Below are 12,758 nucleotides of genomic sequence, written 5' to 3' on the forward strand. Positions count from 1 at the left end.
CTAGGACGTCCTACTATTTCCCAAGCCCCCTGCTCTTCGCGAGGGAAACACCCGTGCGGCGGTCAGCCCTTCGGCTCGTACGGCCGGCGTCTCGTCACCGTCGGACGGCGCTCACCCCCGTGACCCACGCCCGCGGGGACCCGGCTCCGGCCACTCTCCGGGCGGCCGGAGAGCGCCGGATCGGGATGGCGTACCGGCGCGGCGGACGGAGACGGGCCGGCGGGCTCGCCCCGCCCGGCGCTCGGGAACGGGGCGGCGGGCCTGGCCGTCGGGAACGGGGCGGCGGGTCTGGCCGGAGTGGGGCGCCTGGCCGGTGGCACGTCTGGCGTGTCTGGCGCGTTCCATGGCCAGCGGAAGCGGCGGTGGGCGACCCTGCGGGTGCCACGGCGGTGACCCGCGCGGCGTAAGGAGAGCACGACGGTGGTCAGCACCATCACGGCCAGCAGCGCCTGCGGCGTGCCCAGGATGTCGAACGGCGACCCCTGCGGCGCCGCCACGCGCGGCACGGGGACGAATGGCTGGTCGGTGGCCCGGATCTCACTCTGGGTGAGGCGCTCCTTGACCACCCGGGGTAACCCGTAGCCGACGACTTTGTCCGTCTCGCGGGTCTTGCGCTTGAGCCAGACGCGGTCGACGTTCGCCTCGATCGTGTGGATCCTGTTACCGGAGACGCGCTCCACGATGCCCACGTGGTCGATGCCCTTGTAGCTCTTGCCGCCCTTCCAGTCGAAGAAGACCAGGGCACCCGGCTCCGGTTTGGCGGTCCAGGCGCCCTTCTGGATGAACCAGGCGGCATGGGAAGGAGTCCATGCGAACTGGCCGACGTAGTCGGTGACCCCGGCCTTGTCCGCAGCCCAGGCGATGAACATGTCGCACCAGGGGGCGTTGCGGTACTGGGAATCCTGGACACGGTCGGCGTACCAGTTGCCGAACTTGGTGTGCTGGCCGCCCTTCTCCCGGTAGCCGATCTCCTGGCGTACCACTTTCAGCAGATCTTCCGCGATCGGGTCCAGGGCGACTCCTCCCAGAAAATCCGGCAGATCACGTTGGACTGTAATAGCCGACCTACGATCGCGCGCCGAACACCCAGAAAGTGGCTAACCATGAGAGAAAACAGCGGCTGTGCGGCAGAAGTGACAGAGGTGACGGCAGCCGGCGCCACCTCAGGCGGAGCCGCTGATCACCCGCCTGCCTACGCGCCGGCCCCTACGCGGTAGACCTGCTGATCGCCCCCGCCCGGCGCCACCACGTCGGCCACGATCACGGTCACGTTGTCGGGCGAGCCGCCCTCGTTGGCCAGGTCGATCAGCCGCCGTACGGCCGCTCCGGGGTCGGCGAACGTGGTCAGCACCTCGTGCAGGACCTCGGGCCCGAGGACGGTCGTCAGCCCGTCGGAGCACAGGAGATAGCGGTCGTCGGGCTCGGCCTCGCGTAGCGCCAGGTCGGGCTCGGCACGGCCCTCGCTGCCCAGCACCCGGAGCACCATCGACCGCCGGGGGTGCACGGCGGCCTGATCCTCTGTTATCCGTCCTTCGTCCACCATCGACTGCACAAGTGTGTGATCCTTGGTCATCTGGTAAAGCGCACCATCGCGAAGCAGGTATCCGCGGGAGTCACCGAGATGAGCCAGGGCGAACCGGTAGCCGTCCCACAGCATGGCGGTCACCGTGGTCCCCATCCCCCTGCGCGCCGGGTCGATGTCGGCCAACTCGACCAGCCGGCGCGCCGCCTCGTGCACGGCGCCCTCGATCGCGGCCTCAAGGTCGACCCCCGCCTCGGGAAGCGTGGCATCCAGCTCGCGCATGACCGCGATGGCCGCCGAGCTCGCCAGCTCACCGGCCGCGTGCCCGCCCATCCCATCGGCCACCACGAGCAGCCGGCTGCTCGCATAACCGGAATCCTCGTTCTGCTCCCTGCGGCGGCCCACATCTGATCCGGCGGCATAGCGGATGTTCTGCTTCATACCCTGCAGTAAATCATTGGTTGAAAGACTTCACAAGCAGATGCGCTGAAGACTCTTGTGAACTACTGTGGCCTTCATGAGCCATGACCCGACTGTGAACGCCGGGGACATCGCCCGGCTCGCAGGGGTCGGGCGAGCCGCGGTCAGCAACTGGCGCCGCCGCCACGACGACTTCCCACTGCCCGTCGGCGGCACCGCCAACCAACCCCTCTTCTCGCTGCCCCAGGTCGAGTCCTGGCTGCGACGCTATGGGAAGTCCTACCAGGTCTCCCTGGGTGATCGGGTATGGCAACGCCTGAGAGCCGCCGGTGATTTGCGGCTGGGCGAGCTGGTGGCCCAGGTCGGAGTGCTGCTGACCGAGGGGCACAGCGAGCTCGACCCCGAGCTCGCCGCGCTGGTCTTCGAGCTGGCCGAGCGGCACGACCCGCTCACCGCGTACGAGTTCCTCATCGAGCGCTACCTGGAGGCCCACTCCCGGCAGCTCTCGGTCACCCGCGAGGAGACCGCCGCCCTCATGGTCAGGCTGGTCCACGCAGACGGCGGCACGGTGCTCGACCCCGCCTGCGGCGTCGGCACGCTGCTGCTGGCGCCCCGGGCATCCAGTGTCCTCGGCCAGGACCTCAGCGGCACCTCCGCCCGCATCACCGCCGCCCGGCTGCGGCTGCGCGGCGTCAGGGCCCGGGTGGAGGCGGGCGACTCGATCCGCCACGACGCCTTCGCCGGCGAGAAGGCCGACGCCGTCGTGTGCGACCCGCCGTTCAACGAACGGTCCTGGGGCTACGAGGAGCTGACCGGCGACCCGCGCTGGGAGTACGGCCTGCCGCCCCGGGGCGAGCCCGAGCTGGCCTGGGTCCAGCACTGCCTCACCCACGTCAGGCCGCGCGGCCTGGTCGCGGTGCTCATGCCGCCCGCCGCCGCGAGCCGCAAGGCGGGCAGGCGCATCCGGGCCAACCTGCTGCGAGCCGGCGCCCTGCGCGCCGTGGTCGCGCTGCCGGGCAGCGACCTGTGGCTGCTGCGCCGCCCGGCCGCCGGCGAGCGGCCGCCGTCCGACGTGCTCATCCTCGACGCGACCACCGACCAGTCGGCGGTCGAGCCGGCCTGGCGGGCCTATCTGGAGGACCGTTCCGACCAGACCGTACGCATCATCGACCTGCTGGCCGACGAGGTCGACATGACCCCGGCCCGCCACCAGCGCCGCGACGACCTGGGCCGGGCCTTCACCGAGACCCGCGACCGCTTCCTGGCCGCCGCCGCCACGCCGCCCGACCTCAAGGTGCTCGACCAGCCGCTCGACCAGCCGGTCACCACGGTCGGCGACCTGATCAAGGAGGGCCTGGTGACCACGGTGCAGGCGCCGCCCAAGATGGCGGCCGACGGCGGCGACGTCGCGGTGCTGACGGCCGACGACATCGCCCACGGCACCGCCCCGTCGGGCCGCGCGGGCCCGCAGCGCGGGCTCGTCGAGGTCCGGCCGGGCGACGTGGTGGCGTCCTACTCCAGCGTGCGGGTGATGACCGAGGGCGGCTTCGTGCTCGGTCCGCACCTGACCCTCTACCGGGTCGACGCGCGCCGGCTCGACCCCGACTTCCTGGCCGGTTTCCTGCGCGCCGCCGGCGGGCGGGCGACCACCGGCTCCAGCCGCTTCGACGCGCGGCGCACCCGCCTGCCCCGGCTCTCGCTCGCCGACCAGACCGCCTACGGCGAGGCGTTCCGGCAGTTGGCCGTGCTGGAGGACGCCCTTCGCGAGACCTCCGCGCTCGGCCAGACGCTGATCCGGCTCGGCCTCGACGGGCTGACCGACGGCCACCTGCAGCCCCAGTCCTGACGGTGTAGGTTTTTCGCGATAGGGGCGGGAGGGGGCTCATGGTCATCGGCGACCGCTATGTGCTCGACGACCTCCCTCTGGGGCAGGGCGGCATGGGAGCCGTCTACGCGGGCCACGACCGCCATCTCGACCGCCGGGTGGCGGTGAAGCTCCTCCGGCTGCCCAGCGGGCCCGACGAGGAGCTGGAGCGCCGGTTCATCCGCGAGGCGCGCATCCTGGCCCGGCTGGAGCATCCGGGCGCTCCCGTGCTGTACGACTTCGGCACCCACGAGCAGCGGCTCTACCAGGTGATGCAGTTCATCGAGGGTGTCACGGTGGCCGACGTGGTGAGCGAGCACGGGCCGCTGCCGGTCTCGTGGGCCGCCGCCATCGCCGCCCAGGCGTGCGCCGTGCTGTCCGCCGCGCACGCGCTGTCCATCTGCCATCGCGACCTCAAGCCGACCAACCTCATGCTCTGCCCCGACGGCAGCGTCAAGGTGCTCGACTTCGGCCTGGCCATGCTGCGCGACGCCGACGTCACCACGTTCACCCGGATCGGCCAGATCCTCGGCACGCCCGCGTACATGGCGCCCGAGCAGATCCAGCACGGCGTCGCCGAGCCGCGCAGCGACCTCTATTCACTGGGTTGCGTGCTGCACGAGATGCTGACCGGGCGTCAGCTGTTCACCGGCCCCACGGACTACGTGGTGTTCGAGAAGCAGGTCAAGCAGCGCCCGCCCCGCATCCCGGGGCTGCCCGGCGAGTTGGGCGTACTGCTGGCCGAGCTGCTGGAGAAGAAGCCGGACGACCGGCCGGCGGGCGCCGAGGCGCTGTACGAGCGGCTGGAGCCGTTCGCGGTGGGGCTGCCGATGCTGCCCGGCTTCCTGGCCAAGTCGCCCAGCCCGGGCCGGATGTACGCCCGCATGGTGGGCCGAGTGCTCAGCGGTTAGCGACATCCGGGCCGCAACCGTCCCACACATCAAGGCCGGCTCCGGAACGTGACCATCGACCATGCATCACTCAACGTAATTGCCGTGCCACAATAAGTGGCATGCCGTCCCCCCGACATGATGCCCTGATCCAGATGATCAGCGACCGCCCGCAGCTGGCGGTGGAGATCCTGCGTGACCTCATGGGGGTGGAACTACCTGCCACTCCCCTGATCCGGGTGGAGGACAGCACGTTCAACACCCGCCACTCGGACGACATCGAGACCGACCTGATCCTCGTCATGGGGCCACCCCAGTCGCCCGCGCACGCCATCGTCGTGGAGATCCAGCAGGACAAGGCCAAGGATCCCCGGCAGCTCACCCGCTACGCCGCCGCGCTATGGCTGCTGCTGGGCTGCGACGTCACGGTCCTGGTCATCACACCCGACCGGGCAACTGCCGCCCACTACGCACAGCCGATCGACTCCGGCCTGACCGGCTACCGCCTCCAGTGCCAGGTGCTGGGGCCGGACGACATCCCCGCCATCACCGACCCTCACCAGGCCGCGGAGCAGCCAGGGCTGTCGGCCATGTCGGTCATGGTCCACGGCCGTGATCGCAAGGTCATCGAAGCGTTCGCCATGGCACTGACCGAACTCCGCGACGAACACGCTCCGAAGTACTATGAATACGCTTACAGCATGGCCGCGCCCGACATCCGGCGACTCATGGAGGAGATCATGAAGTCCACCGCCTGGCCCGTCTACAGCCCCTTCGCGCGCGAACACTACGGCCGCGGTCTCGAAGAGGGGCAAGCCCAAGGCAAGGCCGAAGGGAAAGCAGAAGAGGCCGCCCGGCTAGTGCTGCTCCTTCTGGAAACCCGTGGATTCATGCTCCCCGACGACGTTCGGGCCCGCATTACCGCCTGCACCGACCTGACCCAACTAGAAACCTGGGTCACTCGTGCGGTCACCACCCAGACGGTGGATGACCTCTTCGACAGATCGGGAGATCAGCGCCACTGATGTAAACGGACGTCAGACGCCTGCCGCCGAGGCGTCGCACCGCGCCACATGCCTCCGTTCCGCGGACGGGTTCTCCTTCAGGCAGAAGGTACGACGCGCTGGTGCCGCCGCCGGCGGCGGCATGTCACGGGCGTGCCCTACTCCTCGCCAGGGCGTTCGATTCTGTCGTGATCTGCAACGACGAGGGCAAGGTCAAACGCATCCGTGCGGTACGCAAACCGCTCAGCACAACCCACCCCGCGTGGCGCGAGACGTCCGGGTGTGCAGAAGGACGGGCGGACACATCGCACGCTGCGCAACGTCGACATCATGGACGGCGGGGACTCGTTCTCGCCGTCAAGCAGCAGGTGGATCTGGTCTCCAAGCCAACCGCTGATTGATGCGCCCTGCGTTCGATGACCGCCATGGACGGCACGAAGAAGTAACCCGATCAGCCGCGCGCAAGACCTCGCGGCCATGCCCAGCCGATGTGGCTCGGCGGGAGCCGTTCGCGGTGGAGCTGCGGATGCTGCCCGGCTTTCTCACCCAGACGCCGAGCCCGGAACGCAAGTACGCCCGCGTGGTGGGCCGGATGTTCAGCGCGGAGACCGGTGGCCTGTGACGTCGGCGGGCATGCACGACGACGCCTCAACCATCAGGTGTTCACCATTACCAGATTCGGTCATTTTGGCATTTACATCGCAAACCGCACAGGAAACGTTACGCCGATTTACATGGGGCTTATAGTGATCTTTCTCATATTGCTCACTGACGGTAACCGATTCAAGATCAAGCCGACAATCCGACTCACCGCGATTGAAGGTGTCTGCGAAGGAGTTAGGAAGCAAGCCGGGCTCCAGATGGAGGCCCCGGCACGGACTCGCTGCCGCAACGGTGCTCACGGTGACAGCATCGCTGCTGGTAGCGGGCTCGATCACACAGGCCGTGGCCGATCCCGATCCCAAGGCCGCCAGGGGCGTCAACGTTCCTGCGGTAACCACCTTTCCTCGTCCGTCCGATCCCGACGCTCCGTTACGCGCGGCAGTCGCTGAAGCGGCGCGGACCAACAAGCCGGTAGCGGTCGAGGCCGCGTTCACCGAGACCTCGCGGACCTGGGCCTATCCGGACGCGCATCTGACCACCGAGTCCTACGGCGGCCCCGCCCAGCTCAAGCAGGGTGACGGCTCGTGGGCGTGGATCGACACGTCTCTGGTCGAGCAGAACGGGGTGTTGAAGCCCAAGCTGGCCAAGGCCAACGTACGAGTGTCGGCGGGCGGCTCCGGGCCGTTCGCGACCATGACCTTCGACCGAAACCGCTCCTTCGGCCTCTCCTGGCCGACCGCACTGCCCCGCCCTCAGATCAAGGGCAACGTGGCGACCTACGTGGGCGCGGCGGGACCGTCGGCTGACCTGGTCGTGACGGCGCTGCCCACGGGCTTCCGGCACGACATCGTGTTGCGCGAGCGGCCCACTGGGCCAGTGGAGTTCCGCATCCCGGTCCAGGCGCCCGGCCTGAAACTGAGCAAGACCAAGTCCGGCGGCCTGTCGCTGTCCTCCGTGAAGGGCAAGGGCAAGGAGGTGGCGTCGGCTCCGGCGCCGTTGATGTGGGACGCGGCGGCCGATCAGCCCACCGCTGACCAGCGTGGCCGCCAAGCCAAGATCAGCACGTCGGTTGAGGCCAAGGACGGCGCGACGGTCCTGGTGCTGAAGCCGGACTCGAAGTGGCTCGCCGACGCGGCCACGCAGTATCCCGTCACCGTGGACCCGACCACGACACTGGGAGTGACCAAAGAACTCGCCTTCAATACCAGGGGCCAGCAGACCACGGTGACCGCGGCCGAGCGCTGGCGAGAGTGCGTGGCCAACTGTGGCACACCGAACTCGGTCCAAGCCGATTACGCCGCTCGATCGTTGATGACCTTCGACACGACGCCGATCACGGGCAAGCAGGTGGTCCGGGCCACCATGCAACTGCAACTATGGGACGAGGTGTTCGGCTGCGAGGAGTTCCAGGGCGTCGCCGCGCAACGCGTCACCGAAGCCTGGGACGAAGAAGACACCGTCTGGACCAATCAGCCGGAAAGCACCGGTGAGGGCCGGGCCTCGATCGATCCGTGCGCGCAGCCGGACACCGCAGGATCGGTGTGGAGCTGGAACCTCACCGACATGACCCGCGCCTGGGCCTCCGGCACGCCCAACCACGGCCTACTGCTGCGACTGACCCAAGAACTGCCCGTACCCTCGGGGGTGTCGGAGAGCTACGCGTTCTGGCCGGCGTTCTTCGGCGGAAGCACGGCCCCGAAGCTGAGCGTGGACTGGGTCCTCCCCCCTGAGATCCCCACGGTGAGCGCCGAGTCGATCGACTCGATGGACGGCAACGACGCGATCGCCCGCAGCACCAACGTCAAGGTGTCCTACAGCTCACGCGTGCCTGAGACGACGGGCCTGGACTACACCGTGACGGTCAACGACTCCACGATGGCCGCGCCCGCGCCCCAACCGCCGACAGGGGAAGCCGCGCACTGGAAGTTCGACGAGACCTCGGGCGCCAGCGCGGCCGACTCCTCCGGCAACAACCGCAACGCCACTCTGACCGGCAGCCACAGCCGCATCGCGGGCCAGCTGGGACAGGCTGTAAAGCTGACCGGCGGCGCGCACGCCGCCACCGCCCAGCCGGTGCTCAACACCAACCAGAGCTTCACCGCGGCCGGCTGGGTGCGACTGGACAGCAGCACCACCTCCCAGGCGGTCCTGTCGCAGATGGGCGTCAACTGGCCCGGCTTCACCCTGTCCTACACCACCTCCGACGCCCCCGAGTACGACCAGCGCTGGCTCCTGTCCATGATCAACCAGGACGTACCGGACCAGATCCACGAGACCGTCGTCCAGTCCGCCAACCTGGCCAAGATCGGCCAGTGGACCCACCTGGCCGCCCAGTACGACGCGGAAGAGCACAAGATCCGGCTGTACGTGGACGGAGAACTGTCCGCCGAGCGGGACCACACGGTCAGTTGGAACGCCCGCGGCCCCTTCCACATCGGCAAGGGCCTGGCCGACGGCGAAGACGCCACCTTCGACGGCGCCGTGGACGACATCCACGTCTACCAGCGGGTGCTGACCACGGCGGAGATCCGCACGATGGTCGGCGTGCCGACCACCACCACCCACAACAACATCCCGTCCGGCCAGGTGCTCGACAAGGTCTTCACCCTCGACAACCCGGCCAGCTTCAAGTTCGTGGTCAAGGCCTGCCGCACCGGCATCAACCCGCCCTCCTGCAACGAGAGCCCGGCCTACCGGATCACCTCCGACGCCCCCGTGCTCCCGTCGGACACCGAAACGGGCATGGCCGACCCCGCCCAGCCCATCCTGTCCGGCATGGTCAACCGCCCCTCCGGCGGACCCGTCACCGCCAAGTACTACCTCTACGACAACACCGCCGCACCGGTGGCATCCTCGCCACTCGGCACCCGCACGGTCAACGGCGGCGAACGGGCCTCCTTCCAGATCCCCGCCGACACCGTGCAACCCGGCACCACCTACAAATGGCAGATGATCGCCTGCGCCACCACCCCGCAGGACCCGGATCCCGATCCAGATCCGGACCCCACGCCTACTCCCACCCCAACACCGACCCCGACGCCTACTCCCACACCGACCCCGACTGGCCTGGTCGCCGCCTACGGCATGGACGAAGGCACCGGCACCACGATCACCGACGCCACAGGGACCAACACCGGCACCGCCAGCAGCACCACCTGGGTGAACGGCAAGAACGGCAAGGGCCTGTCGTTCAACGGCACCTCCAGTTGGGTGACCGTCAACCATTCCCCCTCCCTGCGGATGACCACCGCACTGACCTTGTCGGCCTGGGTGAAGCCCTCAGCCCTTGACGGCTGGCGCGCGGTCATCGCCAAGGACCACACCGACTACGACGACCTCTCCTACGGCCTGTACGCCTCCAACGGCGTGACTCCTGTCGGCTGGCTGATAACCGAGGACGACGACCCAGGCGCGGTGGCCGGAACCTCACCGCTCACCAACAACACTTGGAGCCACCTCGCCGTCACCTACAACGGCGGCACCGCCCGGCTCTACCTCAACGGCGCCGAGATCGGCCAGGAACCCGTCACCGGCCCCATCCTCGACGACGGCGGCGCCCTCCACATCGGCGGCGACACCGCCTACGGCGAATACTTCAAGGGCATCATCGACGAAGTCCGCATCTACAACCGCGCCCAAACCGCCGCCGAAATCACCACCGACATGAACACCCCGCTCGGTGGTGCGGCCCCCTCGCTCGCCACGACCACCTCCGGTAAGCCTGGGGCCTCGACCACGACTGGAGCCGCTTCCTCGGACGGCTCCGAACCCGAGGTCTGTACCTCTAAGACGGCTCCGGTCCACTTCACCACACCTGGCACACCTCCGGATGACCCCGCAGAGGGCATCCGGCATCTGACACTGGGCAAGGACAACATCGTCGTCAAGACCGCCAAGACCGACCCTGCGGCATGCGCCGGTTCGCCGTGCACCGTCACCGACGACACCGTCATGCGGATCGGCGGCACCGGCATCGACAAGACCGCCGCGGTCATCGGATTGCGCCTCACCGAGTTGCCCGACGGCGCGGCTGTCTCCGAAGCGCTTCTGAAACTCGGTACCCCAACCTGCCCGGCGGGTCCCTGCCCGGCGGACGCGATCATCACCGCCACTCCGTTGAAAAGCACGGTAACCGGTGACAGCAAGGGCTCCGATCTGACCGGCGACGCCGACACCAGCACCACGCCGTACACACTGCCGCTGAGCGCGCCACAGGCGGACATCGCCGGCAGCGAGTATCAATGGCTGCTTCTCACCTCCGACAAGGACGATGTAGTCAATTTCAGCGACGCTGCCGCAGACGAGCAGCCGTTGGTTGGGCTCGCCTACCTGCCGGCCGGGCCACCCGGCAAGGTGCTGAACCTCACCGCCACCGGCGGCGACGCCAGCGCGACGGCCAGTTGGGGGCTGCCAGAGTCCAATGGCAGCGTCGCGCTGCTCGAAGGCTACGACGTAGAGGTCATCGACAGCGGCGGCAACGTCGTCGAGAACCTGGAGGTGAAAGATTCGTGGGCGGGCATCAGCGGCCTAGCCAACGACATCACCTACACCGTCAAGGTGCGGGCCAGGACCGCCCACGGGTCCGGCGAGTGGGAGGCCAAGACCTTCACCACCAAGGCCGTGCCACCACCTGCGCCCAACGGCGGATCGAGTTGCGTCCTGGAGCCTTACCCACAGCAAAGGAAGGCCACGAACGAGGAATCTGGCAGGCAAGCCTACATCGACCAGGTCAAGCACTATTACCAGGCTCAGGATGCGGTCCTGGAGAGCCGGGCGACATCAATTTGGGATGCCCCCGGAGTGACTGCGGACGCGCCCAGCACGGCCAAATTGTCCCTGCTCAATGCAGCGCTCATCAGCGAACGTGAAAGCCTGGAGCGGATCGGCCTCAGTCGAACCGATTCCACTGTTGCGCTCGACCACCCTGTCGTGCAAGGTGACGCGAATGGCACCGTCCACGTGACCGCCACGGTGAGCCGTACGTGGCGTTTCGAGGAAGCCGGATCCTCGGAAGCGAAAGCGACCACATCGACGATCACTCCCCTCGGCCAGGTCGAACCGAGCGACCCGACGATCTCGATACACGTCTTTGATCGCTGCGGAAACATGACGATCATCATCGTTCCGCTTCCCCAGCACGAGGATTCGACGGACTTCGGTTCGGAAGGTCCGGACTGTAATTCCAGCGAGCGTTCGTCGGCCATGACAGGAGCTGCGAGTGACTGCATGCCCGATTACGCGCTGAATCCGAGAATCTGCGAGACCATCAGGGCGGCGGGAAACCGATGTAGACACTTTTCCGCCATGCCGGGAAGGCCACACAAGGGCATGACCTTCCGGGCGTCCGGTGTCGTCGGCTGGAAGCCGAACCATGCAGTGAGAACGACCGAGCTCAACATCGCCAAGATGCGCATATGGACTCAGGTCTATATGACCGACTCCTTCCGTCGAAAATACGGCACGTACCAGTTCGTCAAAAAAATGACAATCTCACTCACCACGACACTCTGCGGAAAGATCAAGGCAGGCCAATTGACGGTCTCCTATCCGCCAGGATTCTCTCCATCGGAATCCTCACAGTGTCACGAAAAAAAGGACGAATCTCGCCCTGGCAAGGAGGCTCACAACTATCCGACGGATGGACACGATAATGGGCTCCTGGAATGCCATGGAGGCTTTCCGACATGCGACATCGGGACTTTCAAGTTCGGATTCGACGCCGAACTGAAGCTTCCGTACGCGGATCCGAAGAAGCCGGATGGCAGGATCCCGCTACGCTGTGACAGCGGCTGGAATAACCCTCGGGATTAGCTGTGCGAGCCAACTTCAGGTAAAGTGTGCCGTGGCCGCCCACGCTTTATGTGGGCGGCCATCACAGCCTCCGCTAGTGTGACTTGTTAGGAGCGTTATGACAGGGCGGGAAATCTCTCTGGTCGCTGGGTGGGGTTTTTTTGCGTTAAGCGGCTTCAGCGCGCTCAACGTCACCTCCAACCCGCGCGACCTTGCGGTCTGCCTGGTCCTCGCACTGGCAGGACTGGGGTCCATGGTCGGCGCCGTTGCCTTGGGCGTCAACGAACGAGATGAAACAAGGAAGGCAGGTGGCGGATCAGCTGACGTTGATTCGGCAGCGGATCCACGTACCGGCGCGCAGGACGGTTCATAGTGGTTCGACTCCGGTCCCGGCCGGTCGTCAACTCGCGCACGACTTGAGTGCCATCAGATTGGTCGGATCGTCTGGGAATCTCATCCCAAGCTCCCAACCTGATCATCAAAGCTCAACGTCCGCGCTCAATGGGCGAAGGTCCTTGAGTGTCCCGTGATGCGCTTCTTGAACGACCCTGTCGGCCAGGGACGGGACATGCCACCGGCTGTCGGGCCAGCCGCCCACGATCGATCCACGATCGGATCGACCAGCTCTACGAGCGAGCCTACGACGCGGCGGCGAAGGCGTCACG

7 protein-coding genes are annotated in these 12,758 nt (G+C 67.4%); 5 read left to right on the forward strand and 2 right to left on the reverse strand.

Annotated features, from left to right (window positions below; genetic code table 11):
• Positions 1-62: 62 nt before the first annotated feature.
• A complete protein-coding gene (locus AC5L3X_RS09380) occupies positions 63-983 on the reverse strand; it encodes a CHAP domain-containing protein (RefSeq protein ID WP_494856376.1) in 921 nt (306 codons plus the stop codon).
• Between the two features lie 209 nt (positions 984-1,192).
• Positions 1,193-1,963, reverse strand: a complete 771-nt coding sequence (locus tag AC5L3X_RS09385) for a PP2C family protein-serine/threonine phosphatase (protein ID WP_189124594.1) — start codon at positions 1,961-1,963, stop codon at positions 1,193-1,195.
• Between the two features lie 76 nt (positions 1,964-2,039).
• On the opposite strand from AC5L3X_RS09385, the gene AC5L3X_RS09390 reads away from it, so the two are divergent.
• The 5 genes from AC5L3X_RS09390 (at position 2,040) to AC5L3X_RS09410 (ending at position 12,114) form a co-directional block, all read left to right on the forward strand.
• Positions 2,040-3,788 (forward strand): HsdM family class I SAM-dependent methyltransferase, encoded by a 1,749-nt coding sequence (locus tag AC5L3X_RS09390; protein ID WP_494856377.1) that lies wholly within the window; start codon positions 2,040-2,042, stop codon positions 3,786-3,788.
• 38 nt (positions 3,789-3,826) lie between these two features.
• Complete coding sequence (locus tag AC5L3X_RS09395) at positions 3,827-4,717, forward strand: serine/threonine-protein kinase (protein ID WP_494856378.1); 891 nt, start codon at positions 3,827-3,829, stop codon at positions 4,715-4,717.
• A gap of 101 nt (positions 4,718-4,818) precedes the next feature.
• Positions 4,819-5,721: an RpnC/YadD family protein gene (locus tag AC5L3X_RS09400; RefSeq protein ID WP_494856379.1), complete on the forward strand. Its 903-nt coding sequence runs from the start codon at positions 4,819-4,821 to the stop codon at positions 5,719-5,721.
• A gap of 469 nt (positions 5,722-6,190) precedes the next feature.
• On the forward strand, positions 6,191-6,322 hold the full coding sequence (locus tag AC5L3X_RS09405; protein WP_494856381.1) for a hypothetical protein: 132 nt from the start codon (positions 6,191-6,193) through the stop codon (positions 6,320-6,322).
• 281 nt (positions 6,323-6,603) lie between these two features.
• On the forward strand, positions 6,604-12,114 hold the full coding sequence (locus tag AC5L3X_RS09410; protein ID WP_494856382.1) for a LamG-like jellyroll fold domain-containing protein: 5,511 nt from the start codon (positions 6,604-6,606) through the stop codon (positions 12,112-12,114).
• The last annotated feature ends 644 nt before the right edge of the window (positions 12,115-12,758 follow it).

It is taken from the genome of Nonomuraea sp. CX421 (genome assembly GCF_059358955.1).

What these genes read in the sequence shown, in the direction of transcription:
- AC5L3X_RS09395 (WP_494856378.1), top strand. Translation starts at nt 3,827, where the DNA reads ATGGTCATCGGCGACCGCTATGTGCTCGACGACCTCCCTCTGGGGCAG.
- AC5L3X_RS09400 (WP_494856379.1), top strand. Translation starts at nt 4,819, where the DNA reads ATGCCGTCCCCCCGACATGATGCCCTGATCCAGATGATCAGCGACCGC.
- AC5L3X_RS09390 (WP_494856377.1), top strand. Translation starts at nt 2,040, where the DNA reads ATGAGCCATGACCCGACTGTGAACGCCGGGGACATCGCCCGGCTCGCA.
- AC5L3X_RS09385 (WP_189124594.1), bottom strand. Translation starts at nt 1,963, where the DNA reads ATGAAGCAGAACATCCGCTATGCCGCCGGATCAGATGTGGGCCGCCGC.